The following is a 24,494-nucleotide window of genomic DNA, read 5'->3' as shown; positions in this document are numbered from 1 at the left end:
CGATCTCGCTGGTGCAGCGGCACATGGTGGACCACGGACTTGTCACGCAGGTGACAGATCAAGAGCGATGATCTTCAATGATCCGGCGACGATCCGGGTGATGATCTCGAACGGTTGACGTGAGCGTCCCGACCGGGCCCCGTGGGCCATCGGTCAGGTCAGCGCCGGCTCCGCCCGAGGTACGTCGATGTCCATGCTGTCGAGCAGCGACTCTTGGTGCTGGGCGGCGGCGTTGAGCGCGTCGTTCTCGTGCTGAATCCGTACGAGCTCGGATTCGAGGTCCTGCACGCGCTGCTGGAGCCGTCGCATCTCGGCGAGGAGTCGCGGGTCGGAACCGCCGACGTAACCGAGAAGCGCCTTTGCCATGATGGATGGTCCTCCACACTGAGTGACCGACCGATGCGGTGTGGGTCGTGAGGGATTCGCACCCGCGGCGCTCGGCAGTGCTTCCATTCACTGCTGTTCTGCTGCCAAACAGCTCTACCGAACAGCTCAGGTGCGCGGGGATTTCAGCGTCTCACCAAAAAGTTTGACGGTCAACACGATCACACCCTGCGGAGCCGGGCGGCCCCGGGGCGCGCGGCTCGGGCGATCATGCGGCGCGACTCTCCTGCGGGGCCCTCGGGGGCGTGGAGATCATCCTTACTGCCGCAGCCTGGCACGCCAACCGAATCTTGGCAACCATCTGGTCATTCCGCAGGTCATTTCATGTGCACGGAGATTGAGTACGCCCTCCGTCACCGCACGCCGTTTATCGAACACGGACCGAACACCCGCCCTCGAAGGAATGACGGACGGGGGCCGGGTCAGCGGATCTCGAAGCCTTCGTAACCACCGCGCGACGTGTCCCATATCTCAGTCACTCCGTCCACGTGCCCGGGTGTGTCGTCCGAGCGCAGCCACTCCAGCAGACGGTGGCAGTTCTCACGCCCGCCCTCGGCCACGACCTGCACCCTGCCGTCGTCGAGGTTGAGGGCGAACCCGGTGAGCCCGCCGATCTCCAGGGCGTTCTCCCTGGTGAACCAGCGGAAACCGACCCTCTGCACCCGACCGCGCACCCATGCGGTGAGCCGTACGTCTTCGTCCATGCACGAACGCTAACCGGTCCATCGCCCACCACCGACCGGCCGATCGTCCTCGGAGCGCCTGTGGCCGAACGGCCATGGCGTACAGTCCCCCACGCACCTGACCTCACTCCAACGGGTGAAGCGCGTTGACGCCGAGGGTGGCGTCCATACCCCAGAAGGGCTCGGCAGATGGGACGCCATCGACGCTCCGCCGCAACTCCTGTCGTCCAGGACCGCACGACGGGCGACCCGGACCGGCACCGGAGCGCGCACCGCGGAAAGCGGCGCGGCGCTCCCGTCCGCACGGGACTGATCGGCGTCTCCGCCGCCCTCGCGGTGGGAGCGGTCGCGGTCGCCTCGGGTCTGCTGCCCGGCGGCGACACCGACACGGTCGGGGGCGCGCCCTCGGACCGGGTGCGTACCGAAGGAACCTCGGACCCGCTGGGCCGGGGCGGATCCCCCACCGATCGCTCCGATCCGGCCGTCGGCCGTGGTGCCGGGCGTACGGCAGCCCCCGAGGCGCAGTCCCCCACCGCCTCACCGTCCTCCGCCTCCCCGTCGGCCCCGTCCCTCGCCCCAAAGACGTCCGCACCGGCCGGCCGTACGGATCCGTCCCGTTCCCCGGGCCCGGCGGGCTCCGGCCGGGGCTCCGCCCCGAGCGAGGCCGGAAGGTCGTCGGCCGCGACGCGGCCCCCCGCCTCGTCCGCCCCGTCCGCCCCGTCCGCCCGGAGGTCGAAGGCTGCCTCTCCCGCCGCCGACTCGGCCCGGTCCGGGGTCCTCGCCCTGGTCAACGAGGAACGGGCGAAGGCCGGTTGCAGCCCGGTCACCGCCAGCGCCTCGCTCACCTCGCTCGCCCAGGACTTCAGCGAGGACATGGCCGCCCGCGGCTTCTTCGACCACACCGACCCCGGCGGCCGGTCCCCCTGGGACCGCGCCTCGGACGCCGGGGTGCGCGGGCTGGCGGCCGAGAACATAGCCCGCGGCCAGGCCGACGCCCGCGCCGTGATGAATGCCTGGATGCACAGTGAGGGCCACCGCAGGAACATCCTCAACTGCGACTACAAGACCCTCGGCGTCGGCGTGCACCGTGGCCCCGGCGGCCCCTGGTGGACCCAGGAGTTCGGCTTCTGAGCACACCGGAAACTGGTCCCCCGCGCCCGGAGCGCCTTGCCGGGCGGGGTCAGGCAGCGGCGCGCGGGGGCCGCTGGCAGCGCGGGCAGAAGTAGCTGGAGCGGTTCATCCACGCCCGGCGCCGTATCGGCGCACCGCAGCGCCGACAGGGCTCGTCCTCCCGGCCGTAAGCGTCCAGCGAGCGGTCGAAGTAGCCGGACTCGCCGTTCACGTCCACGTAGAGGCTGTCGAAGCTGGTGCCGCCCTGGTCGAGCGCCGCGTTCATCACCTCGCGCACATGGCCGAGCAGCTCGGCCGACTTCGGGCGGGTCAGGGTGGCGGTCGGCCGGTCGTAGTGGAGCCGGGTGCGCCACAGCGCCTCGTCGGCGTAGATGTTGCCGACCCCGCTGATCAGCGACTGGTCGAGCAGGGCGCGCTTGATCGTCGTGCGGCGCAGGCGCAGGGCCGTGTGGAACGCCGCTTCGTCGAAGGAGGGGTCCAGCGGGTCGCGCGCGATGTGCGCGATGGTGTCGGGCAGCCCGTCGGCGGTGTTCCCGTGGACCGAGAGGCCGCCGAAGGTGCGCTGGTCGACGAAGCGCAGCTCGGTGCCGAGGTCGTCGTCGAAGCGGATCCGTATCCGCAGGTGCTTCTCGTCGGGGGCGTCCTGCGGCTGCACGAGCAGCTGGCCGCTCATGCCGAGGTGACCCAGCAGCGAGCTGGAGGCTTCGTCCAGCGGGACCCAGAGGTACTTGCCGCGGCGCATGGCCGTGCCGAAGCGGGCACCGCCGAGCCGGGCCGCGAAGTCCACCCCGCCCGCGAGGTGGCGCCGGACCGCGCGCGGATGCAGCACCTCGACGTCCGTGACCGTGCGGCCGGATACCCAGCGCTCCAGTCCCCGTCGTACGACTTCTACCTCGGGCAGCTCGGGCACGGTATGGCTCCTCAGGGACTTTTCCAGGGTATCCGGACAGGGAGAACCCCCCGGTGCGCGGGGCACCGAGGGGTTCTTGGGTCAGACCGGAGCGATGCCCGCGGACGACGGGTCGGCAGGGGTGTCGGCGGCCCCTCCGTCGGCGGATCCGGCTGCCGCCTCCCGTGCCTCCACGGCGGCGCTGATCTCGCGCCAGGCGGACTCCGCCGCCTGCTGCTCCGCTTCCTTCTTGCTACGGCCGGTGCCGGTGCCGTACGAGACACCACCGACGCGGGCGGCAGCGGTGAAGGTCTTCTCGTGGTCCGGGCCGGTCTCCGTGACGAGGTACTCGGGAACGCCGAGGTTCTCGCTCGCGGTGAGTTCCTGGAGGCTGGTCTTCCAGTCCAGGCCGGCGCCGAGGTTCGAGGACCTGTCGATCAACGGGTCGAAGAGCCGGTGGACCAGCTCCGAGGCCGCGTCGAGGCCCTGGTCGAGATAGACCGCGCCGATCACCGCTTCGAGGGTGTCGGCGAGGATGGACGCCTTGTCCCTGCCGCCCGTGCCCTCTTCACCGCGGCCGAGCCGGATGAAGGAGCCGAGTTCGAGGCCGCGGCCCACTTCCGCAAGTGCACGCGAGTTGACCACCGCGGCCCGCAACTTGGCCAGCTGCCCCTCGGGCAGATCGGGGTGGGTGCGGTACAGCGTGTCCGTGACCACGAGACCGAGCACCGAGTCCCCGAGGAACTCGAGCCGTTCGTTGGTGGGCAGACCGCCGTTCTCGTACGCGTACGAACGATGGGTCAGCGCACGCACCAGAAGGGCGGACTCAAGGTGATACCCGAGCCGCCCTTCCAGAAGCGTGTGGGACGAGGCCGTGTTGACGTTGTCTGTCTGCTTCTTGCCGTTCGACAACTCAGACATCGAGCCTCTCACCAGCCGCTCAGACCTCGAGGACCTGGCGCTTGTTGTACGTGCCGCAGCTGGGGCACGCGATGTGCTGCAGCTTCGGCTCCTGGCAACGCTCGCACGAAACCAGGGTGGGGACCGCAGCCTTCCACTGCGACCGGCGGTGGCGCGTGTTGCTGCGCGACATCTTCCGCTTCGGAACAGCCACGGCTACTTCTCCTGCTTCTTGTCGACGCCCGCTTCGGCGCCGCCCATGTTGTCCTTCTCGCCGTCCTGAACGGTGTCGGCGAGTCCTTGCAGTGCCGCCCAGCGAATGTCGACGGCATCGTGGTGGTGACCGGGGTTCTCGTCCAGCCTGACTCCGCATTCGGAGCACAGACCGGCGCAGGACTCCCGGCACACCGGCTGCATCGGCAGTGCGAGCACCACCGCGTCACGCAGCACTGGTTCGAGGTCGAACAGGCCGTCCTCGAGGAAGAGCCTGCCCTCGTCGTCCTCGGCGTCGTCGCCCGGTTCCGGCTTGATCGCACGGCCCCGGTCGTCGGCGTCAGGGTACGAGAACAGCTCCTGGAAGTCCGCCGCGACCTCCTGGCGCAGCGGCTCCAGACACCTTACGCACTCCCCCTCGGCCGACGCACGGGCGGTGCCTGTGACAAGCACCCCTTCCATGACCGATTCGAGGCGGAGCTCAAGCTCCACGGGCGAGCCTTCCGGCACGCCGATGACTCCGTCGATGCCGAGAGCCGGTGAACCGGGTGCGTCCACCGTGCGGGTCAGCCGCTGGAGCGCACCTGGCCGCCGGCCCAGCTCGTGCGTGTCGAACACGAGGGGACTGCGGTGGTCGAGGTGGCCGTTCAGGGCTTTTCCTGCTTTCGAGATCATGAGCGTCACGCATCGTGGGAGGGCCGACCGGTTCCGGATCCGAAACGGGCAGCCGGGATCGCGGACATAGCGCGACCGAGGAGCCAGGATACTGGACACACCGCCCAGCTCCCAATCCGGTCCGCCCCGCCGAAGGCCCCTCCCGCTCCGCGGGGCACACCGGGCGGGGCTCCTCACCGGCCGGTCAGCGGTCCTGCTCGTACTGCCGGAGCCGGTCCAGATCGATCATGCTGGTGTCGAACAGGCTGGTCTCGTCGAGGGCGCTCCCGCCCTGCGCCTGCTGGGGCCGACCGGGCTGCTGCGCGGGCTGGTGCTGCTGCCAGCCGTCGTAGCCCTGGCCGGGCAGCTGGGCCCCGTTCTGGTCGTAGCCCTGCTGCTGGTGCTGCTGGTAGGCGGCGTACGGGTCCGGCTGCTGCTGGTACCCGTAGGGGTCCTGTTGCGGCTGTTCCTGGTACCCGTACGTCTCCGCGTAGGCCGGCTGGGCCTGCGCCGGGAAGTGCGACGGGGTCTGCTGCGCGCCGGACTGCGGCTCCGGGGGTGCCAGCTCGGCGAGGCCGGCCCAGTGGTCCTCGTCGCTGACGTGCACCGGGTTGCCCGCCGCGTCCTGGGCCGCCATGTGCGCGCCGAGCTCGTCGGTGGCGACCCGGCCGTGCAGTTTCTGCCTGCCCCGGCCGACCGCCTCCAGGGTCTTGGCGAGCACCGCCTCGAAGGCGCCGAACTTGGTGTCCACGTACTCGTCCGCGCGGCGCCGGAGGGTGTCCGGGTCGGTGCTGCGCTCGGGGGCCTCGGCGAAGTCCGGGTCCTCGTACCCCTGCGCGTCGTACGCCTGGCCGCGGCCGAGGAGCTTCTCGCGCCCCCGGTCGACGGACCCGATGGTCTTGGTGAGGACGACCTCGAAGTTGGCGAGCTTGCTGTCGACGTATTCGTCGGCCTCGGCGCGGACCTCGGCGGCCTCCCGGCGGGCCTCTTCGAGGATGCGGTCGGCCTCGGCCTGCGACTGCCGGGCGATCTCCGTCCCGGAGATCAGCGAGCTGCGCTCGGCGTGTGCGGCCTCGACGATCCGTCCGGCCTCCTGGCGGGCCTGCTCGACCATCTGTTCCTGGCCGCCGATGAGCTCCCGTGCCTGGGCGAGCGAGCCCGGCAGGGCCTCGCGCACCTCTTCGAGCATCGCGAGCAGTTCGGCGCGGTTGACCACGCACGAAGCCGACATGGGCATGGACCGGGCACTGCCCACCACCTCGACGATCTCGTCGAGTCTCTTCTGCACGTCCACCGTGTGCTCGCCACTCTCTACAGCCGATTGGAGACGGACGGGACGACTGTACGGCCAGTCGGCGCCCACCCGACACCTGATGACGGGCCGTCAGTCGATCAGCGGGACCGCAACCGTTCGGCCAGGGCCTCCTGGACCACCGGGGGAAGCAGGTGGGAGACGTCGCCACCCCAGGCGGCGACCTCCTTGACCAGGGAGGACGACAGGAAACTGTAGGCGGGATTGGTCGGCACGAAGAGCGTCTCGACGCCGGACAGGCCGATGTTCATCTGGGCCATCTGCAGCTCGTAGTCGAAGTCGCTGACCGCGCGCAGCCCCTTCACGATCGCCGGGATCTCGCGCTGCTTGCAGAAGTCCACCAGGAGGCCGTGGAAGGACTCGACCTGGACGTTGTCGAACTCGGCGGTGGCCTGGCGGATCAGGTCGATGCGCTCGTCGACCGTGAACAGCCCCTGCTTGGATTTGTTGATCATCACCGCGACGTGTACGACGTCGTACAGCTTCGAGGCGCGGCCAATGATGTCGAGATGTCCGTTGGTGATGGGGTCGAACGACCCCGGACAGACGGCGCGGCGCAACGTGATTCCCTCGCTCTCCGGTGCGGTCATCGTGCGTCTTGGCACGTAGAGGCGGCGTGACCGTACCAAAGCGTGCCCTCGCCGTAGCGACGGGACCGCAGTGGCTCGAATCCCGTGGGCCAGCCGAATTCTCCGCCTCGGGTGCTGCGTTCCACGGTGACGAGTGCGTCCGGCGTGAGCCACCCCTGAGTACGGAGTGTGATCAGGATCTCGCAGAGGTCGCCGTCGGTCACGGCGTAGGGCGGGTCGAGGAACACGATGTCGTACGGCACCGCGGGCGGGGGGCCCGAGACGATCTGCTCGGCCCTGCCGGTGCGGACCTCGGCGCCGGGCAGCCCGAGGGCGCGGGCGTTGTCCCGGACGACGCGGACGGCCCTGGGGTCGGCCTCGACGAGCAGGGCGTGGGCCGCGCCCCGGGAGAGCGCCTCCAGGCCGACGGCGCCCGACCCCGCGTACAGGTCCGCGACCCTGGTGTCGTCGAGACCGCCCAGGAGGGATTCCCAGGTGGAGAAGAGGCCCTCGCGCGCACGGTCGGAGGTGGGGCGGGTGCCGGTGCCGGGCGGGACGGCCAGGAGGCGTCCGCCGGCCGCGCCGGCGATCACGCGGGTCATGGGTGTCTGGTCCTCGGTTCGTGGGTGGTCCGCAGGGTGCCGCGGTGCCGTGCCACCCACGATATGGCGTCGCGACGGATCGGGCCGCGCGCCCGTGCTCGCCCGCCTCCTCGTCGCCCGGCCTCGTCCCTCGGCCCGCTCTCCCGTCCCCCGGCCGGGCTCACCCCCCCTCAGCCCTTGTCCAGGTACTGCTCGCGCTCCTTGTCCAGCAGGGCGTCCAGCGCGGTCCGCAGCTCGGGCAGGTGCTCCAGCTCCGGGTCGGCGGCGACGATGGTCGAGGCCTCCTCGCGGGCGGCGGCGATGACCTCCTCGTCGTCGATGACGGTGAGCACCCGCAGGGAGGAGCGCACCCCGGACTGGGCCTGGCCGAGGACATCGCCCTCGCGCCGCTGCTCCAGGTCGATCCGGGACAGTTCGAAACCGTCGAGGGTGGACGCGACCGCGGAGAGCCGGGCACGGGCGGGACCGGCCTCGTGGGCCTCGGTGACCAGCAGACAGAGTCCGGCGGCCGATCCGCGGCCGACCCGGCCGCGCAGCTGGTGCAGCTGGGAGACGCCGAACCGGTCGGCGTCCATGATCACCATGACGGTGGCGTTGGGGACGTTGACCCCGACCTCGATGACGGTGGTGGCGACGAGGACGTCGGCCTGCCCCGCGGCGAACCGGCGCATCACCTCGTCCTTGTCGTCGGGGTTCATCCTGCCGTGCAGGACCTCGACGCGCAGACCGGTCAGGGGGCCCTTGGCGAGCTGTTCGGCGATGTCCAGGACGGCGAGCGGCGGGCGCTTCTCGCCGTCGTCCCCGCCGTCTTCGCCGTTCTCTGCGCCGTCCGCGCCGTCGGCGGCCTTCTTCCGGGGCTTCGCCTTCCCGGCCGACGCCTCGTCGTCGGCGTCGTCCCCGATGCGGGGGCAGACCACGTACGCCTGGTGGCCGTTCTCCACCTCCTCGCGGACCCGCTCCCAGGCGCGGCTGAGAAAGTGCGGCTTGTCCTTGGCGGGCACGACATGGCTGGCGATCGGCGAACGGCCGGCCGGCAACTGGTCGAGCACGGAGGTCTCCAGGTCGCCGAAGACGGTCATGGCGACCGTACGGGGAATGGGGGTGGCCGTCATGACCAGCAGGTGCGGCGGCTGCTTGCCCTTGGAGCGCAGGGCGTCGCGCTGTTCCACGCCGAAACGGTGCTGTTCGTCGACGACCACCAGGCCCAGATCGTGGAACTTCACCTTGTCCTCGATCAGGGCATGGGTGCCGATCACGATCCCGGCCTCACCGGTGACGAGGTCCAGCAGGGCCTGGCGGCGGGCGGCCGCGCCCATGGAACCGGTGAGCAGCACCACTTTCGTGCCCTGCTCGGAGCCGCCCAGCATCCCGCCCTCGGCCAGTTCCCCCATCATCTCGGTGATGGAGCGGTGGTGCTGCTGGGCGAGCACCTCGGTGGGGGCCAGCATGGCGGCCTGCCCGCCCGCGTCGACGACACCCAGCATCGCGCGGAGCGCGACCATGGTCTTGCCCGAACCCACCTCTCCCTGGAGCAGCCGGTGCATCGGGTGCTCGGTCGCCAGGTCGTCGAAGATCTCGGCGGAGACCTTCCGCTGGCCCTCGGTGAGGGTGAAGGGCAGCTTGGCGTCGAAGGCGTCGAGCAGCCCGCCGGACCGGGGCCTGCGGGCCACGGCCGGAAGCTGGGTGTCCGTGTAGCGACGACGGGCCAGCGCGACCTGGAGGACGAACGCCTCGTCCCACTTCAGGCGGTCCCGGGCGAGGGCGATGTCCGCCTTGGTCTGCGGACGGTGGATCTTCAGCAACGCCTCCGGGAGCGAGGCGAATCCACGGCCCTCGCGCAGCGCGGGCGGCAGCGGGTCGACGGCCTCCTGAGCACCGGGCAGCACGGTATCGACGGCCTTCGCGATCCGCCACGAGTCCAGTTGCTTGCAGGCGGGGTAGATCGGCAGCAGCCGCCCGGCGAAGGCGTCCACCGCCTCCGCGGCCTCGTCGGTGTCCTGGACGTCCAGCAGCTGGTACGTGGGATGGGCCAGCTGGAGCTTCCGGTTGAAGACGGACACCTTGCCCGCGAACATGGCCCGCCGGCCCGGCAGCAGCTCCTTGTGCGGCTTGTGGACCCCGTGGCCGAAGAAGACCAGCTGGAGGCGGCCGTGCCCGTCGGTGAGGGTCACTTCGAGCCGCTTGCCGCGGCCGTTGTTGAACGTCAGCACGCGGGCGTCGGCGACCTGGGCGACCACCGTCACGTGCTCGTCCAGCGGGAGATCGGTCAGCGCCGTGAGCCGGCCGCGCTCCTCGTACCGCCGCGGGTAGTGGTGCAGCAGATCACCGACCGTGTGCAGGTCGAGGTGGTCGGCCATCACCTTCGCGGTGGCTCCGCCGAGCAGCTTCCTGAGGGGTTCATCGAACGCAGACACGCGATCCATTGCACACCACACCACTGACAGATGCTGGACGCGCACCACCCGGAGCGTCCGATTCCGCTGCTCGGGGCAGTGACCGTGCCTCCGTCGGCGGCCGGTCCGGGCGCCGTCCCCGGGCACGGCGACAGCAAAGACGGGCCGGGCGGGGACACCTCGTCCGTGGTCCGCCGTCCCGTGCACGGACACTCACCGAGCGGCACCGTCCGGCGGGCCGGCGGTGGGCGGCTACTCCACCCCGATCAGCAACGGGGCGCTCTGCCGGCCGCCCCGGTACACCACCGTGTCGACCGCCAGATACCCCTCGCGCACGTGTTCCTCCAGCGCCTCGGCCAGGCTGTCCGGGACGTCCTCGCCCAGGACGAGGGTGACCAGTTCGCCGCCCGCCGCCAGCATGCGGTCGAGCACGCCGCGGGCGGTCTCCGGCACGTCCTGGCCGATGACCGCGACGTCGCCGTCGATCAGCCCCAGCACGTCGCCGGCCTGGCAGATGCCCGCCATGGTCCACGACTGCCGTTCGGCGACGGCGAGTTCGGCGTAGCGGGCGGCACCGGCCGCGGCGGTCATGGCCACGACGTCCTCGTCGAAGCTGCGGCCCGGTTCGTGGACGGCGAGGGCGGCGACGCCCTGGACGGCGGCCCGGGTCGGGATCAGGGCGACCCTGACCCCCTCGGCCCGGGCCTGCTCGGCGGCGGCAGCGGCGGTGTGCCGCAACTCGGCGTCGTTGGGCAGCAGGACGACCTCGCGGGCGTGCGCCCGGCGGATGGCGTCGACGATCTCGCCGCTGGCGGGCGGCTCCCCCGGGCGCGCCAGAACCGTCGTCGCCCCGGCCTCCTCGCACAGGCCGCGCAGCCCCTCGCCGGGGACCACCACGACGACGGCACGCTGCACGGGTTCGGCGGGGGGCGGCACCCGGTCCGCGCCGAAGTGGGTGATCCGGATGCGGTACGGGCGCCCGGCCTCGACACCCGCCTCCACCGCCGCGCCCGCGTCGTCGACGTGCACATGGACGTTCCACAGTCCGTCGCCGCCGACCACCACCAGCGAGTCGCCGAGCCCGTCGAGCCGCGCGCGCAGCCGGTCCACGGCGTCGTCGTCCGCCTCCAGCAGGTAGATGACCTCGAACGCCGGTCCGCCCGCCGCGCAGTCCCCCGGCACCGGCGCGACGGGCAGCGGGGCCACCGGCCCGGCGGCGTACGCGGGTTCGGGCGCCCGCCCGGAGACCGCCTCGACGAGTGCCCCGAGCACCGTCACCAGGCCCCGGCCCCCGGCGTCCACGACCCCGGCCCGGCCCAGCACCGCGAGTTGCCCGGGGGTCGCCTCCAGGGCCGCTCGCGCCCCCTCGTACGCCGCCCGCGCCACCGCCGCGGTCCCGGGGACGCCCGCCGTGCGCGCGGCGGCCTCGGCGGCCCGGTCGGCCACGGTGAGCACGGTGCCCTCGACGGGGTGGGCGACGGCCCGTCGGGCGGCGACGGCGGCGGCGGACAGCGCCCGGAGCAGGTGATGCGCGTCGTGTCCGTCGGCCAGCACCCCGGCCATCCCGCGCAGCAGCTGGGCCAGGATCGTGCCGGAGTTCCCCCGGGCGCCGATCAGCGCCCCGTGCGCCATGGCCCGTACCGCGTCGGCGGTCGCGGGCACGGTCGTACCGGTCTCGTGGGCGGCGAAGACGGCCTCGACGGCCCGGACCGCGGACTCCGCGGTCAGATAGAGGTTGGTGCCGGTGTCCCCGTCGGCGACCGGGTAGACGTTGATCGCGTCGATCGCCGCGCGCTCCCGGCCCAGCGCCTCCAGGGCCAGCGAGCACCAGGTGCGCACCGCGACGGCGTCCAGGTCGTCGGCGGGGTGTGGCACCTGTGGTCCTCCTCGGAATCGGCCGGTGGGGGTCGGCTGCACCGCAGAGTAGTCCCCGCGCGGCCGTCCCAGGCCGGGACGGGCGGGACCGGGGCGGCAAAAGCCATGGTAGTTTCGTTCTGCCGAAGCGGTCGTTGTATGCTGCTTCGGTTGCCCGATGAGAGTCGGGCCATTCCTCCGGTACCGCCACTTCAGTCATATGATTCCGGCGCGCCGGAATTCACTGTAAGTGCATCTGAAGTCTTTGGAGTGACCCGTGGCTGCCAACTGCGACGTCTGCGGCAAGGGGCCGGGCTTCGGCAACAACATTTCGCACTCGCACCGCCGTACGTCCCGTCGCTGGAACCCCAACATCCAGCGCGTGCGTGCCGTGGTCGGTCGGACGCCGAAGCGGCTCAACGTCTGCACCTCGTGCATCAAGGCCGGCAAGGTCGCGCGCTGACGTTCCCGTCGTAGCGCAGCCTTCCGGTTGCCCGAAAAGCCGGTCCATCTCGGTGGACCGGCTTTTTGTTGTGCGCTCGCGCCACGGCCGGGCGCGGGGCCGTCCACGGCGCGCGGGACCGCTCACACGCCGCGCGCCCGCCAGCCATGGTCGACGGGTCCGATCCCGGCACCCAGCGGGAAGCCCGCCGCGATCGCCCCGGTGACGTACTCCTTCGCGTTCCGCACCGCCGTGGGCACGTCGTGTCCCAGGGCCAGCCCGCAGGCGATCGCCGAGGCGAGGGTGCAGCCGGTGCCGTGGGTGTGGCGGTTGTCGTGCCTGGGTGCGCGCAGCCAGTGTTCCCGGTCGCCGTCCGTCAGGAGGTCGACGGGGTCGCCCGGCAGATGGCCGCCCTTGATGACGACCCAGCGCGGCCCGAAGCCCAGGACCGCGTCGGCGGCCCGCCGCATCCCGGCCTCGTCCGTGATGGTCGCCCCGGTGAGCTGCGCCACCTCGTCCAGGTTCGGGGTGGCGACCGTGGCGACCGGCAGCAGCCGCGTGCGTACGGAGTCGAGTGCTTCGGCGGCCAGCAGCGGATCTCCGTGCTTGGAGACCCCGACCGGGTCGACGACGACGGGGGCGTCCGTGCCGGCGAGGAGTCCGGCCACGGTGTCCACGAGCGCGGCCGACGACAGCATGCCGGTCTTCACCGCCTGCACCCCGATGTCGTCCACCACGGCGCGGTACTGGGCGCGCACCGCCTCGGCCGGCAGTTCCCAGGCGCCCTGCACCCCCAGGGAGTTCTGCGCGGTGACGGCGGTCAGCACGCTCATTCCGTGCACGCCGAACGCCGTCATCGTCTTCAGGTCGGCCTGGATGCCCGCGCCGCCGCCGGAGTCGGATCCGGCGACGGTGAGCACACGGGCGGGCGCGGTGACGGGCACGGCGACAGGCGTGGGGGCGGGTATGAGCATGTCCCGAATCTACTGGGCGCTCGTCGCGCCCCTGCCACGGGGCGATGCCCGGCGGCGGGCGACGACTTCGGCGCTCCGGATCACCGGGCGTCCTCTATGCCCCCGAAATGGTCCCAGCCGCTCTTGCTGGTCCAGGGCGCCCCGTCGACCGTCACCTGGGGCAGCGCCGAGGAGTTGAGGACCTCCCCGATCACCTTCCAGCGAGCGGGCAGCTTCACGTCCGGCGGGAACGTGGCGACGATCGCGTGGTCCTCTCCCCCGGTCAGCACCCACTGGAGGGGGTCCACGCCGACGGCCTGACCGATGTCGGACATCTGCGTGGGGATGTCGATGAGGCCGGAGCGGATGTCGATCCTGACGCCGCTGGCCTCCGCGATGTGCCCGAGGTCGGCGACCAGTCCGTCGCTCACGTCGGTCATCGCGGTGGCGCCGAGCCCGGCGGCGGCGGGGCCCGCGTGGTACGGCGGTTCGGGGCGCCGGTGGGCCTCGACGAAGGCGCGGGGCGAGCGGAAGCCACGCGAGAGGACGGCGTATCCGGCGGCGGACCAGCCGAGCCAGCCGGTCACGGCGACGACGTCGCCGGGCCGGGCTCCGGACCGGGTGACCGGTTCGTGGTTGCGCAGATCGCCGAGCGCGGTGATCGAGACGGTGATCATGTCGCCGCGCACCACGTCCCCGCCGACCACGGCCGCTCCGGCGACCTGGCACTCGTCGCGGAGGCCGTCCATCAGCTCCCCGGCCCAGGTGACCGGGAGTTCGGCCGGGACCACCAGGCCGAGCAGCAGCGCCGTCGGCACGGCGCCCATGGCGGCGATGTCGGCGAGGTTCTGTGCGGCGGCCTTGCGGCCGACGTCGTAGGCCGTCGACCAGTCACGGCGGAAGTGCCGTCCCTCCAGCAGGATGTCCGTGCTGGCCACGACCCTGCGGTCGGGAGCGGAGACGACCGCGGCGTCGTCGCCGGGACCGAGCCGTACCGCCGGAGTGGTGGTGAGCCGGGACGTCAACTCCCTGATGAGCCCGAACTCCCCCAACTCGCCCACGGTTCCCTTCACCGAGTCCCACCTCTCATCTGTCGCGCCGGACGGTCGCCCGGGCCGCCTCGACGGCCCGGGATCCGGTTCGTGGACCGGCCGCCGCCGCAGGGAGCAGTCTGCACCGGTTCCCGTCGGCGCGCCCCACCCCCTCCCGCGCCGCCGGGCCAGCGGTCGCGGGCCGTCATTGCTGTCGGTACTGTCAAGGCATACGTCAACTCGAGCCGTGCCCGTGCCACGCTGTGGGCGGCAACCGGCCCCCGGGTCTCCCCGCGGCCCGCGGCGACGCGATACCGTGGCGTCCCTTTCCCCCACATGATCCTCGTGGCCGCCCTGGAGGTTCCGTGGTACAGGCGTACATCCTCATTCAGACCGAGGTGGGCAAGGCGTCGACCGTCGCCGAAACCATCTCTGGTGTTCCGGGAGTGATCCAGGCGGAGGACGTCACCGGCCCCTACGACGTGATCGTGCGCGCGCAGGCCGACACGGTCGACGAACTCGGCCGCATGGTGGTCGCGAAGATCCAGCAGGTGGAAGGCATCACCAGAACCCTGACCTGCCCGGTCGTCCATCTGTAGTCCCCGTCTACGCTGGGCCGGTGACATCACCATGCCGCCGTCTCGGCCATCCCGTGCTTCTCGGTCCGTCCGTCGCCGCGCTGCTGCTGGCCGCGGTGGGCTGTTCCTCGGACGCGGCCCCGCCGGTCACGATTCCCACGCCGTCCGCGCAAGCCGCGGCGTACTGCCGCGCGCTGCACGAGGAGCTGCCTGAGACCGTCGCCGGACTCGACCGCGGTGACACCGCGACGAAGTCCGAACTGACCGCCCAGTGGGGGGACGGAGCGATCGTACTGCGCTGCGGCGTCCCCCGGCCCGCGAAGATGGACGACCCCTCGTCCAAGGCCGTCGAGGCGAACGGCGTCGACTGGATGCTGGAGCAGCAGGACGACGGCGGCCCGCTGTTCACGACCACCTACCGCAAGGCGTACGTCGAGGTGCGGCTCTCCGAGGCGTACGCCCATGACGCGAGCCCGCTGGCCGCGTTCGGCCCGGCCGTGCTGAAGACGGTGCCCGCCGCCCTCTGACCCCGGCGGCGGGGTGTCACACGCTCCGTGGCGCCGTACAGGGGCGTGCGCGGGTACGTGCGCCGCAGGGCGCGGGCGCCGTCCGTGGAACACACGCCCTGCGGGACGGCGCGCACGCCCCGCGCGGACCGCACACGCACCGCGCGTGGACGGCGCCGTCTCAGCGCAGGCCGGTCGGCCGGTTCAGCGCTGCCTGGATCAGCCGGTCCACCAGTTCCGGGTAGCTCACGCCGCTCTCCCGCCACATCCGCGGATACATGGAGATCGGGGTGAAGCCGGGCAGGGTGTTGATCTCGTTGATCACGAAATCGCCGTCCTCGGTGAGGAAGAAGTCGGCGCGCACCAGGCCCTCGCAGGACACGGCCTCGAACGCCTCGATCGCCAGGCGCTGGACCTCGGCGGTCTGCTCCTCGGTGAGCGGGGCGGGCACGATCCCGGAGGCCGAATCGATGTACTTGGCCTCGAAGTCATAGAAGTCGTGAGAGGTCACCGGAGGGATCTCGGCGGGCACGCTGGCACGCGGCCCGTCCTCGAACTCCAGCACCCCGCACTCGATCTCGCGTCCCCGCAGCAGCGACTCGACCAGGAACTTCGGGTCGTGGCGGCGGGCCTCCTCGATCGCCTCGTCGAGCCCGGACAGATCGTCGACCTTGGTGATGCCGAAGGACGAACCGGCCCGGGAGGGCTTCACGAACAGCGGCCAGCCGTGGTCCCCGGCGAAGTCCACGATGCGCTTGCGGACGGCGGACGGATCGGCGTCCCACTCGCGGGGGCGCACCACGAGGTACGGGCCGACCGGCAGCCCGAACGAGGTGAAGACCCGCTTCATGTACTCCTTGTCCTGACCGACCGCCGAGGCGAGCACCCCCGCGCCGACGTACGGTACACCGGAGAGCTCCAGCAGCCCCTGGAGGGTGCCGTCCTCGCCGTACGGGCCGTGCAGCACGGGGAAGACGACATCGACCTCGCCGAGCGCCTTGGGCACCGAGCCGGGCTCGCTGTACGTCACTTCACGGCTGCCGGGGTCGACGGAGAGCACCACGCCGCCCTCGGTGGACTCGGCCAGTTCGGCCACGTCCGGCATCCTGCGGTCCGCGATGGCCATGCGTTCGGGTTCGTCGGCGGTGAGCGCCCAGCGGCCGTCGGTCGTGATGCCGATCGGCAGGACGTCGTACTTGGTCCGGTCGATGGCGCTCAGGACGGCGCCCGCCGTGACGACCGAGATGCCGTGTTCGGAGCTGCGGCCGCCGAACACGACGGCCACGCGCGGCTTGCGGAGCTGCCGCTCCGGGCTCTGGGGGAGGTTCTCGCTGCTCATATCGCGTTGAGCGTACCTGCTGGTACCACGCGCGTCAGCGCGGCCGGGGCCGTCGGAGCGGTGGCGGCGGACGCCGTTCACCGCACCGCGCGCCCCGGAACCCGCCGCCCGGCGCGCCCTTCCCCCGGCTGCCCACGCCCTGCGCGCCGCCCACGCCGTACACGTGGTCGGCGCCTGCCGGCTCACGGCGCCGAGCGGGACCGGCACCGTGCGGAACTCGGGCCGCCCCGGTCTCAGCGCCGCTCGGGCTTCGCGCTGCGCGCCATCAGCTCGCGCAGCGCGACCACCGGCTGCTTGCCCCCGTGGACGATGTCGACGACCGTCTCGGTGATCGGCATGTCGACGTCGTACCTGTGTGCCAGATCCAGCACCGATTCACAGGACTTGACGCCTTCGGCGGTCTGCTTGGTGACCGCGATCGTCTCCTGGAGGGTCATGCCCCGGCCGAGGTTGGTGCCGAAGGTGTGGTTGCGCGAGAGCGGCGAGGAGCAGGTCGCCACCAGGTCGCCGAGGCCCGCGAGCCCGGAGAAGGTGAGCGGGTCGGCGCCCATGGCGAGGCCGAGCCGGGTCGTCTCGGCGAGCCCCCGCGTGATCAGCGAGCCCTTGGCATTGTCGCCGAGCCCCATGCCGTCCGCGATGCCGACGGCGAGACCGATGACGTTCTTGACCGCGCCGCCGAGTTCGCAGCCGACGACGTCGGTGTTGGTGTACGGGCGGAAGTACGAGGTGTGGCAGGCGGCCTGGAGGCGGCGGGCCACGGACTCGTCCCGGCAGGCGACGACCGCCGTGGTCGGGCGGCGTTCGGCGACCTCCTTGGCGAGGTTGGGGCCGGTGACGACGGCGATGCGGTCCGCGGAGACCTTGGTGACGTCCTCGATCACCTCGCTCATCCGCTTCGCGGTGCCGAGTTCGACGCCCTTCATCATCGAGACGAGGACGGTCTCGGAACCGAGATGCGGGGTCCAGTCGGCGAGGTTGGCGCGCAGGGTCTGCGAGGGCACGACGAGCACGGCGAAGTCGGCGCCGTCCAGCGCCTCGACGGCGTCCGTGGTGGCCCGGAGCGACGCGGGGAGTTCGATCCCGGGCAGGTAGTACGGGTTGGTACGGGTCGTGTTGACGGCCTCGGCGACCTCGGCACGGCGGCCCCAGAGGGTGACCTGGCAGCCGGCGTCGGCGAGCACCATGCCGAAGGCCGTACCCCATGAGCCGGTTCCGAAGACGGCCGCCTTCGTGGGGTGCGTCACTTGGGTCCCTCTCCTTCGGCCTTGCGGCGCTGTTCCGCACGGGCCGTGCGGTGGTCGTACGGCTGCGCGGGGGCCTTCTCGCCCCGGACGATCTCCAGCTGCTCGGTCACCGCGGCCATGATGACCTCGGTGGCCTCGCGCAGGACCTCGGGCGTCGGCTGTCTGTCGTAGAACCGGGAGAGGTCGACGGGCGGGCCGGCCTGCACCTGGAGCGTCTTGCGGGGGAAGAGCCGGATCTTCTTCTCCTTGGCGTACGGCGGCACCGCCAGATTGGCGCCCCACTGTGCGACCGGGATGACCGGGGCCCTCGTGAGCAACGCCACGCGGGCCGCTCCGGTCTTGCCGGCCATCGGCCACATCTCGGGGTCCCGGGTGAGGGTGCCCTCCGGGTAGAAGGCGACGCACTCACCGCGCTCGATGGCGTCGACGGCGGCGCGGAAGGCGTCCATCGCGTCGGACGTCTCGCGGTACACGGGGATCTGCCCGGTGCCGCGCAGCATCATCCCGACGAAGGGCGTCCTGAAGAGGCCGGCCTTCGCGAGAAGACGCGGCACGCGTCCGGTGTTGTACTGGAAATGGGCATAGGAGAGCGGGTCCAGATAAGAGTTGTGATTGACCGCGGTGATGAATCCGCCATCGGCCGGAATGTGCTCCATTCCCCGCCAGTCACGCTTGAACAGAACCACCAGCGGCGGTTTCGCGATGACCGCCGCCAGGCGGTACCAGAAGCCGATTCTGCGGCGGGACACTCGGACACCTTCCTCTAAGGACCTGAACTCTGCCTGGACTCTGCCTGGCTACTGACGGTCAAGTCTCGCCCCAGGCCCCTGCTCTGTCGAGAACACCGTACGCCCCGCTTTCCGGACCGACTCCTCGGGTTCTCGCGCCGGCAGGCGAGAATAGGCGGCGACGCGCAGCGAGGGGGAGATCGCCACGAACACCGACCCGGCCGGCCCGACCGGTTCCTGGACCCTGGTGGTCCCGTTGAAGCCCTTGGCCCTGGCCAAGAGCAGGCTCACGCCCACGACCGGCGACGCGCTGCGCCCGCGACTGGCCCTCGCGTTCGCCCGGGACACCGTGGCCGCCGCCCTGTCCTGCCCGGCGGTACGGGATGTGGTGGTCGTCACGGACGATCCCGGGGCCGGTGCGGCGCTCGCGACGCTCGGCGCGAACGTCGTGCCCGACGAACCGGGCCGGGGGCTCAACGCCGCCCTGGCGCACGGCGCGCGGACAGTAAGGTCCCGGCGCCCCGGGGCACCCCTCGCCGCGTTGGGCGCGGACCTCCCCGCACTCCGTCCCGCCGAATTGTCCCGGGTCCTCGAATTCGCCGCAGCATTTCCCCGCGCATTTGTCACGGATGCGGCGGGAATCGGAACGACATTCCTGTCGGCCGCGCCCGGGGCGGAATTGCACCCGCTTTTCGGCGGCCCCTCCCGGGCCCGGCACCTCGACTCCGGCGCGGTGGAAGTCGGCCTGACCGGCATCGATTCGGTACGCCAGGACGTGGACACCGGTGAGGATCTGCGCGCGGCCCTCGGCCTGGGAGTCGGCCCGCACACGGCGGGATGCCGGGCCACCGGCGCCGCACCGGCGGACCGATAGGCTGCCGTCCATGCAGGCGACCGCGTACACGTACGACCCCGAGACCCGCTCCGGCAGCGTGCTCCTCGACGACGGCACCCCGGTGGAGTTCGACTCCCGGGCCTTCGACGCGGGCGGCCTGCGGCTGCTGCGCCCCGGGCAGCGGGTGCGGATCGAGGGCACCGGCGAGGGCGCGGAGCTGCGGATCACACTGGTGACCCTGCAGACGTTCTGAACGGCCGCGGCTCCTCCACGGCACACCACGGACTCCATGACGGGCCGCAGGCTCCCTGAGGGGCCGCGGGCCCCGTAACAGCCGCGGGCCGGGCTCCCCGAGAGGAACCCGGCCCGGCGCGTACGAGCGGCCTGCGCTGCTCGGCCTCACTTCTTCCGTGCGGTGGTCTTCTTCGCCGTGGTCTTGCGCGCCGTGGTCTTCTTCGCGGGCGCCTTCTTCGCCGTGGCCTTCTTGGCCGGCGCGGTCTTCTTGGCCGCCGCCGCCGTCTTCTTCGCCGCGGCCGCCGTGGTCTTCTTCGCCGCCGCCGTCGTCTTCTTGGCCGCAGTGGTCTTCTTCGCGGCGGCCTTCTTGGCGGCGGCGGTCTTCGCCGCGGTGGTCTTCTTCGCCACGGCCTTCTTCGCGGCGGCCTTCTTGGCCGCGGCCTTGGCCGTCGTACGGGTGGAAGGACCGCCCGAGAGGCTGCCCTTGGGCGCCTTCTTCACGGCCACGTCATGCTTGGGGAGCTTCTTCGAGCCGCTCACCAGGTCCTTGAAGCCCTGCCCCGCGCGGAAGCGCGGCACCGAGGTCTTCTTGACCCGCACCCGCTCGCCCGTCTGCGGGTTGCGGGCGTAACGGGCCGGGCGGTCGACCTTCTCGAACGAGCCGAAGCCTGTGACCGAGACCCGATCCCCCGCGACGACCGCACGGACGATCGCGTCGAGCACCGCGTCGACGGCGTCCGCGGCCTGCTGACGGCCGCCGAGCTTGTCGGCAATCGCTTCTACGAGCTGCGCCTTGTTCACGTCTTCCCCTTCGGAGACATTGCCAGAACGAAAGTGTTCAAGCGTTTTCGCACGTTAGGCAGATATATACCGCAAATCAAACACGAAACGGGCTAATCACCCTAGTGCCGCAACGAAGTCGACCGCTGCGTCGTTCCGCAGAGTCACTCACCTTCGGGGAGTCGGCCCTCGTCGAGGTCCTTCATCAACCGGTCCAGACGCCTTGCCGCATCCGGGAGATCGTGCTTAGCCGCGGCCGTGATGACCAACAGCTTCCGGGACAGCGCCATCCGTACGCCCTCCGGGACTTGCAGTGCGCGCACTCTTGTGTGCGCTTCCTTCAATCGGTCGGCGACTTGGCCGTAAAGCTCGAGTTGGCTGTCGCGTTCCATGCACCGATTGTGCCATCTGGGGCGAGTTGTCGCCCGACGGGGTCTCAACAAGCGACTGCGCCCCCTGCCGGGAGGCAGAGGGCGCAGTCATGGAAACGTCCTGCTCAGACCTTGAGCGTACGCGGTTTGAAGGCCGGCCTGGCCGCCTCGTACGCCGCGATGTCCGCTTCGTTCTGAAGGGTGAGACTGATGTCGTCCAGCCCGTTCAGCAGACGCCAGCGGGCGTTCTCGTCGAGTTCGAAGTCCGCCGTGATTCCCTCGGCGCGGACCTGCCGCGCCTCCAGGTCGACGGTGATCTCGGCCGTCGGGTCGGCCTCGGTCAGCGCCCAGATCCGGTCGACGGTGTCCTGGTCGAGCACGACGGTCAGCAAGCCGTTCTTCAGCGAGTTGCCACGGAAGATGTCGGCGAACCGGGAGGAGATGACGGCCTTGAAGCCGTAGTTCTGCAGCGCCCACACGGCGTGTTCGCGGGACGAACCGGTACCGAAGTCGGGACCGGCCACCAGGACCGTCGCGCCGTCGCGCTCGGGGCGGTTGAGGACGAAGTCGGCGTCCTTGCGCCATGCCTCGAAGAGCCCGTCCTCGAAGCCGTCGCGGGTGACCTTCTTCAGCCAGTGGGCGGGGATGATCTGGTCGGTGTCGACGTTGCTGCGGCGCAGCGGGACGGCCCGGCCGGTGTGCGTGGTGAAGGCTTCCATGTCTCTCAGACTCCAGCGGGCGTACGGACGTCGGCGTCGGACAGGTCGGCGGGCGAGGCCAGGTGGCCCAGCACGGCGGTGGCGGCGGCGACCTGCGGGGAGACCAGGTGTGTACGGCCGCCCTTGCCCTGCCGGCCCTCGAAGTTGCGGTTCGAGGTGGAGGCGGAGCGCTCGCCGGGGGCCAGCTGGTCGGGGTTCATGCCGAGACACATCGAGCAGCCGGCGTGCCGCCACTCGGCGCCCGCGGCGGTGAAGACCTTGTCCAGGCCCTCCTCGACGGCCTGGAGGGCGACGCGGACGGAGCCCGGGACGACCAGCATCCGTACGCCGTCGGCGACTTTGCGGCCACCCAGGACGGCGGCCGCGCCCCGCAGGTCCTCGATCCGGCCGTTGGTGCAGGAACCGACGAAGACGGTGTCCACATTGATGTCGCGCAGCGGCTGCCCGGCGGTCAACCCCATGTATTCCAGGGCCTTTTCGGCGGCGAACCGCTCCGATGCGTCTTCGTACGAAGCCGGGTCGGGGACGCTGGCCGACAGGGGCGCACCCTGGCCGGGGTTGGTGCCCCAGGTGACGAACGGCGCCAGTTCGGCGGCGTCGATGACGACCTCGGCGTCGAAGGCCGCGTCGTCGTCGGTGCGCAGCGTCTTCCAGTACGCGACGGCCGCGTCCCAGTCCTCGCCCTGCGGGGCGTGGTCGCGGCCCTTCAGATAGGCGAAGGTGGTCTCGTCCGGGGCGATCATGCCGGCGCGGGCCCCGGCCTCGATCGACATGTTGCAGACGGTCATCCGGGCCTCCATCGAGAGCTTCTCGATGGCGGAGCCGCGGTACTCGATGATGTAGCCCTGGCCGCCGCCGGTGCCGATCCGGGCGATGATCGCGAGGATCAGGTCCTTGGCGGTGACGCCCTCGGGCAGTTCGCCGTCGACGGTGATCGCCATGGTCTTCGGGCGGGCCATCGGCAGCGTCTGGGTGGCCAGGACGTGCTCGACCTGGCTGGTGCCGATGCCGAACGCCAGCGCGCCGAACGCGCCGTGCGTGGACGTATGGGAGTCGCCGCACACGACCGTCGTGCCGGGCTGGGTCAGGCCCAGCTGGGGGCCGACCACGTGCACGACGCCCTGCTCGACGTCGCCCAGCGGGTGCAGCCGTACCCCGAACTCCGCGCAGTTCTTGCGCAGGGTCTCCAGCTGGGCGCGCGAGACCGGGTCGGCGATCGGCTTGTCGATGTCGAGGGTCGGGGTGTTGTGATCCTCGGTGGCGATGGTGAGGTCGAGGCGCCGCACCCGGCGGCCGGCCTGGCGGAGGCCGTCGAACGCCTGAGGGCTGGTGACCTCGTGCAGCAGGTGCAGATCGATGAAGAGGAGGTCGGGCTCGCCCTCGGCGCGCCGGACGACGTGGTCGTCCCAGACCTTCTCCGCGAGTGTCCTACCCATCGCTTTCCCTCCGGCCGGCGTCTTCGCCGGCCCAACTAGAGATGTGGTGCGCCACCGTCCGGACCCCCGAGCGGGGCGGTGGCCGCGGGCCGTTGTGCGGCCGCCCTTCCAGGTTGGCAACTTCTGCCGAAAATTGAACTTGCGTTTCACAGAGTGAGACGGGAGTATCGTCGTATGGACAACTCTAGCGGCGTCGGCGTTCTCGACAAGGCGGCTCTGGTACTGAGCGCCCTGGAGTCCGGCCCGGCCACCCTCGCCGGGCTGGTCGCGGCGACCGGGCTCGCACGACCCACGGCCCATCGACTCGCCGTGGCACTGGAACACCACCGTCTGGTGGCGAGGGACATGCAGGGCCGTTTCATCCTCGGCCCCCGGCTGGCCGAGCTGGCCGCGGCGGCGGGCGAGGACCGTCTGCTGGCGACGGCCGGGCCGGTGCTCACGCATCTGCGTGACATCACGGGCGAGAGCGCGCAGCTCTACCGGCGCCAGGGCGACATGCGGATCTGCGTGGCGGCGGCGGAGCGGCTGTCCGGTCTGCGGGACACCGTGCCGGTCGGCTCCACGCTCACCATGAAGGCCGGCTCGTCGGCCCAGATCCTGCTGGCCTGGGAGGAGCCGGAGCGCCTGCACCGCGGCCTCCAGGGTGCCCGCTTCACGGCGACGGCGCTCTCGGGCGTGCGGCGCAGGGGCTGGGCCCAGTCGATCGGCGAGCGCGAGCCGGGCGTGGCCTCGGTCTCGGCGCCGGTGCGCGGTCCCTCCAACCGCGTGGTCGCCGCCGTCTCGGTCTCCGGACCCATCGAGCGGCTGACCCGCCACCCGGGCCGGATGCACGCCCAGGCGGTCATCGACTCGGCCGCGCGACTCAGCGAGGCCCTGCGCCGGAACGGCTGACGGCCGTACGCTCCTCGCTCGCACACCCCGTCGCGCACTCTCCCGCGGATGTGCGACTCCTCCCCCGGCCGCCCCAGCGTCGTGGCGGCCCCATCCCGTTCTCCGCCGGAGCCAAGTCCCCTCACAGGCACCGGACATGACCGAACGACACCCCCTGCTCACCGGGAACGCGCCACGGGGCGCCGGACACGGGTCGACCCGCCCCGCGCACAAGCAGAAGGACCCTTCACCGGAGTGAAGGGCCCTTGTCCGTCCTGCTGTTGTACCCCCGACCGGATTCGAACCGGCGCTACTGCCGTGAGAGGGCAGCGTGCTAGGCCGCTACACAACGGGGGCTTGTTTCCTGCGTTTGCATTTCTGCGCTGGGCTACCAGGACTCGAACCTAGAATGACGGTACCAGAAACCGTAGTGTTGCCAATTACACCATAGCCCACAGTGATACAAGTACCCCCGACCGGATTCGAACCGGCGCTACTGCCGTGAGAGGGCAGCGTGCTAGGCCGCTACACAACGGGGGCCCTAGCGATCCTGCATCGAGTTCGACGGGAGCTACCCTGACGATCTCGCGGGAAGGATCTGTACCCCCGACCGGATTCGAACCGGCGCTACTGCCGTGAGAGGGCAGCGTGCTAGGCCGCTACACAACGGGGGCTTGTTTCCTGCGTTTGCATTTCTGCGCTGGGCTACCAGGACTCGAACCTAGAATGACGGTACCAGAAACCGTAGTGTTGCCAATTACACCATAGCCCACTGGAACGCAACCCCTTGCGGAGTCTTTGCTCCTGCTGCGCTTCCCGTTCGGATCTTTCGTCCCGCTCGGGC

The 24,494-nt window shown here is 71.2% G+C and carries 27 protein-coding genes and 5 tRNA genes; 7 read left to right on the top strand and 25 right to left on the bottom strand.

Features of this window, described 5'->3' with window-relative positions; translation table 11 throughout:
* Positions 1 to 153: 153 nt before the first annotated feature.
* Both AMK22_RS13880 and AMK22_RS13870 read right to left on the bottom strand, forming a co-directional pair.
* A complete protein-coding gene (locus AMK22_RS13880; protein WP_073784849.1) occupies positions 154 to 366 on the bottom strand; it encodes a hypothetical protein in 213 nt (70 codons plus the stop codon).
* A gap of 440 nt (positions 367 to 806) precedes the next feature.
* Positions 807 to 1,088 carry an acylphosphatase gene (locus AMK22_RS13870; RefSeq protein WP_073784847.1) on the bottom strand — a complete coding sequence of 94 codons (282 nt, stop codon included), beginning with the start codon at positions 1,086 to 1,088 and terminating at the stop codon, positions 807 to 809.
* Between the two features lie 168 nt (positions 1,089 to 1,256).
* Here AMK22_RS13870 and AMK22_RS13865 point away from each other — a divergent pair, with 168 nt between their 5' ends.
* Complete coding sequence (locus AMK22_RS13865) at positions 1,257 to 2,198, top strand: CAP domain-containing protein (RefSeq protein ID WP_073784845.1); 942 nt, start codon at positions 1,257 to 1,259, stop codon at positions 2,196 to 2,198.
* Between the two features lie 49 nt (positions 2,199 to 2,247).
* Here AMK22_RS13865 and mutM read toward each other — a convergent pair whose 3' ends face one another.
* From mutM to AMK22_RS13820, 9 genes are all read right to left on the bottom strand, one after another.
* Positions 2,248 to 3,108: a bifunctional DNA-formamidopyrimidine glycosylase/DNA-(apurinic or apyrimidinic site) lyase gene (gene mutM, locus AMK22_RS13860; protein ID WP_073784843.1), complete on the bottom strand. Its 861-nt coding sequence runs from the start codon at positions 3,106 to 3,108 to the stop codon at positions 2,248 to 2,250.
* Between the two features lie 81 nt (positions 3,109 to 3,189).
* Positions 3,190 to 4,008: a ribonuclease III gene (gene rnc, locus AMK22_RS13855; protein ID WP_073784841.1), complete on the bottom strand. Its 819-nt coding sequence runs from the start codon at positions 4,006 to 4,008 to the stop codon at positions 3,190 to 3,192.
* A 19-nt stretch (positions 4,009 to 4,027) separates the two neighbouring features.
* Positions 4,028 to 4,201: a 50S ribosomal protein L32 gene (gene rpmF / locus AMK22_RS13850; RefSeq protein WP_003965982.1), complete on the bottom strand. Its 174-nt coding sequence runs from the start codon at positions 4,199 to 4,201 to the stop codon at positions 4,028 to 4,030.
* 2 nt (positions 4,202 to 4,203) lie between these two features.
* Positions 4,204 to 4,875: a YceD family protein gene (locus AMK22_RS13845; protein ID WP_073784839.1), complete on the bottom strand. Its 672-nt coding sequence runs from the start codon at positions 4,873 to 4,875 to the stop codon at positions 4,204 to 4,206.
* A gap of 184 nt (positions 4,876 to 5,059) precedes the next feature.
* Positions 5,060 to 6,148: an ATP synthase F0 subunit B gene (locus tag AMK22_RS13840; RefSeq protein WP_073784837.1), complete on the bottom strand. Its 1,089-nt coding sequence runs from the start codon at positions 6,146 to 6,148 to the stop codon at positions 5,060 to 5,062.
* A 98-nt stretch (positions 6,149 to 6,246) separates the two neighbouring features.
* The gene (gene coaD, locus AMK22_RS13835; RefSeq protein ID WP_199883214.1) at positions 6,247 to 6,726 is read right to left on the bottom strand and encodes a pantetheine-phosphate adenylyltransferase; all 480 of its coding nucleotides are present in this window, start codon (positions 6,724 to 6,726) and stop codon (positions 6,247 to 6,249) included.
* Positions 6,727 to 6,752: 26 nt separating this feature from the next.
* Positions 6,753 to 7,337, bottom strand: a complete 585-nt coding sequence (rsmD, locus tag AMK22_RS13830) for a 16S rRNA (guanine(966)-N(2))-methyltransferase RsmD (RefSeq protein WP_073784833.1) — start codon at positions 7,335 to 7,337, stop codon at positions 6,753 to 6,755.
* Positions 7,338 to 7,507: 170 nt separating this feature from the next.
* Complete coding sequence (gene recG / locus AMK22_RS13825; protein WP_199883209.1) at positions 7,508 to 9,760, bottom strand: ATP-dependent DNA helicase RecG; 2,253 nt, start codon at positions 9,758 to 9,760, stop codon at positions 7,508 to 7,510.
* A 222-nt stretch (positions 9,761 to 9,982) separates the two neighbouring features.
* Positions 9,983 to 11,605: a DAK2 domain-containing protein gene (locus AMK22_RS13820; RefSeq protein ID WP_073784829.1), complete on the bottom strand. Its 1,623-nt coding sequence runs from the start codon at positions 11,603 to 11,605 to the stop codon at positions 9,983 to 9,985.
* 256 nt (positions 11,606 to 11,861) lie between these two features.
* Between AMK22_RS13820 and rpmB the strand changes: the two genes are divergently transcribed.
* Positions 11,862 to 12,047, top strand: coding sequence for a 50S ribosomal protein L28 (gene rpmB / locus AMK22_RS13815; RefSeq protein ID WP_030928661.1), 186 nt, complete (start codon positions 11,862 to 11,864; stop codon positions 12,045 to 12,047).
* A gap of 122 nt (positions 12,048 to 12,169) precedes the next feature.
* Here rpmB and thiD read toward each other — a convergent pair whose 3' ends face one another.
* On the bottom strand, positions 12,170 to 13,000 hold the full coding sequence (gene thiD / locus AMK22_RS13810) for a bifunctional hydroxymethylpyrimidine kinase/phosphomethylpyrimidine kinase (protein ID WP_073784827.1): 831 nt from the start codon (positions 12,998 to 13,000) through the stop codon (positions 12,170 to 12,172).
* Between the two features lie 80 nt (positions 13,001 to 13,080).
* Complete coding sequence (locus tag AMK22_RS13805; protein ID WP_073784825.1) at positions 13,081 to 14,052, bottom strand: thiamine-phosphate kinase; 972 nt, start codon at positions 14,050 to 14,052, stop codon at positions 13,081 to 13,083.
* Between the two features lie 323 nt (positions 14,053 to 14,375).
* On the opposite strand from AMK22_RS13805, the gene AMK22_RS13800 reads away from it, so the two are divergent.
* Both AMK22_RS13800 and AMK22_RS13795 read left to right on the top strand, forming a co-directional pair.
* Entirely contained in the window at positions 14,376 to 14,609 is a 234-nt protein-coding gene (locus AMK22_RS13800) for an Lrp/AsnC family transcriptional regulator (protein ID WP_073784823.1), read from the top strand.
* Between the two features lie 20 nt (positions 14,610 to 14,629).
* A complete protein-coding gene (locus AMK22_RS13795; RefSeq protein ID WP_073784821.1) occupies positions 14,630 to 15,115 on the top strand; it encodes a DUF3515 domain-containing protein in 486 nt (161 codons plus the stop codon).
* 160 nt (positions 15,116 to 15,275) lie between these two features.
* On the opposite strand, the gene AMK22_RS13790 is transcribed toward AMK22_RS13795, so the two are convergent.
* The 3 genes from AMK22_RS13790 to AMK22_RS13780 form a co-directional block, all read right to left on the bottom strand.
* Positions 15,276 to 16,433, bottom strand: coding sequence for a D-alanine--D-alanine ligase family protein (locus AMK22_RS13790; RefSeq protein WP_073784819.1), 1,158 nt, complete (start codon positions 16,431 to 16,433; stop codon positions 15,276 to 15,278).
* A gap of 233 nt (positions 16,434 to 16,666) precedes the next feature.
* Positions 16,667 to 17,677, bottom strand: coding sequence for an NAD(P)H-dependent glycerol-3-phosphate dehydrogenase (locus tag AMK22_RS13785; protein ID WP_073784817.1), 1,011 nt, complete (start codon positions 17,675 to 17,677; stop codon positions 16,667 to 16,669).
* On the bottom strand, positions 17,674 to 18,426 hold the full coding sequence (locus tag AMK22_RS13780; protein ID WP_073784815.1) for a lysophospholipid acyltransferase family protein: 753 nt from the start codon (positions 18,424 to 18,426) through the stop codon (positions 17,674 to 17,676). The genes AMK22_RS13785 and AMK22_RS13780 overlap by 4 nt, the downstream gene beginning before the upstream one ends.
* 178 nt (positions 18,427 to 18,604) lie before the next feature.
* Between AMK22_RS13780 and cofC the strand changes: the two genes are divergently transcribed.
* Both cofC and AMK22_RS13770 read left to right on the top strand, forming a co-directional pair.
* On the top strand, positions 18,605 to 19,279 hold the full coding sequence (gene cofC, locus AMK22_RS13775) for a 2-phospho-L-lactate guanylyltransferase (RefSeq protein WP_073784813.1): 675 nt from the start codon (positions 18,605 to 18,607) through the stop codon (positions 19,277 to 19,279).
* A gap of 10 nt (positions 19,280 to 19,289) precedes the next feature.
* Positions 19,290 to 19,493, top strand: a complete 204-nt coding sequence (locus tag AMK22_RS13770) for a hypothetical protein (RefSeq protein WP_073784811.1) — start codon at positions 19,290 to 19,292, stop codon at positions 19,491 to 19,493.
* A gap of 146 nt (positions 19,494 to 19,639) precedes the next feature.
* Here AMK22_RS13770 and AMK22_RS13765 read toward each other — a convergent pair whose 3' ends face one another.
* From AMK22_RS13765 to leuC, 4 genes are all read right to left on the bottom strand, one after another.
* A complete protein-coding gene (locus AMK22_RS13765; protein ID WP_073784809.1) occupies positions 19,640 to 20,275 on the bottom strand; it encodes an HU family DNA-binding protein in 636 nt (211 codons plus the stop codon).
* A 143-nt stretch (positions 20,276 to 20,418) separates the two neighbouring features.
* Positions 20,419 to 20,646 (bottom strand): hypothetical protein, encoded by a 228-nt coding sequence (locus AMK22_RS13760; protein ID WP_073784807.1) that lies wholly within the window; start codon positions 20,644 to 20,646, stop codon positions 20,419 to 20,421.
* Between the two features lie 104 nt (positions 20,647 to 20,750).
* A complete protein-coding gene (leuD, locus tag AMK22_RS13755; RefSeq protein WP_073784805.1) occupies positions 20,751 to 21,344 on the bottom strand; it encodes a 3-isopropylmalate dehydratase small subunit in 594 nt (197 codons plus the stop codon).
* Between the two features lie 5 nt (positions 21,345 to 21,349).
* Positions 21,350 to 22,780: a 3-isopropylmalate dehydratase large subunit gene (leuC, locus tag AMK22_RS13750; RefSeq protein WP_073784803.1), complete on the bottom strand. Its 1,431-nt coding sequence runs from the start codon at positions 22,778 to 22,780 to the stop codon at positions 21,350 to 21,352.
* A gap of 174 nt (positions 22,781 to 22,954) precedes the next feature.
* On the opposite strand from leuC, the gene ndgR reads away from it, so the two are divergent.
* Positions 22,955 to 23,671: an IclR family transcriptional regulator NdgR gene (gene ndgR, locus AMK22_RS13745; protein ID WP_073784801.1), complete on the top strand. Its 717-nt coding sequence runs from the start codon at positions 22,955 to 22,957 to the stop codon at positions 23,669 to 23,671.
* Positions 23,672 to 23,934: 263 nt separating this feature from the next.
* Here ndgR and AMK22_RS13740 read toward each other — a convergent pair.
* From AMK22_RS13740 to AMK22_RS13720, 5 genes are all read right to left on the bottom strand, one after another.
* Positions 23,935 to 24,007: transfer RNA gene (locus tag AMK22_RS13740), tRNA-Glu, on the bottom strand.
* A gap of 26 nt (positions 24,008 to 24,033) precedes the next feature.
* Positions 24,034 to 24,105 (bottom strand) — tRNA-Gln (locus AMK22_RS13735).
* A gap of 12 nt (positions 24,106 to 24,117) precedes the next feature.
* Positions 24,118 to 24,190, bottom strand: a tRNA-Glu gene (locus tag AMK22_RS13730).
* Between the two features lie 61 nt (positions 24,191 to 24,251).
* Positions 24,252 to 24,324 (bottom strand) — tRNA-Glu (locus tag AMK22_RS13725).
* 26 nt (positions 24,325 to 24,350) lie between these two features.
* Positions 24,351 to 24,422, bottom strand: a tRNA-Gln gene (locus tag AMK22_RS13720).
* Positions 24,423 to 24,494 lie beyond the last annotated feature (72 nt).

Source organism: Streptomyces sp. CB01580 (assembly GCF_001905795.1).
Lineage (GTDB): Bacteria > Actinomycetota > Actinomycetes > Streptomycetales > Streptomycetaceae > Streptomyces.
This window is presented reverse-complemented; position numbering and strand designations above follow the sequence as displayed.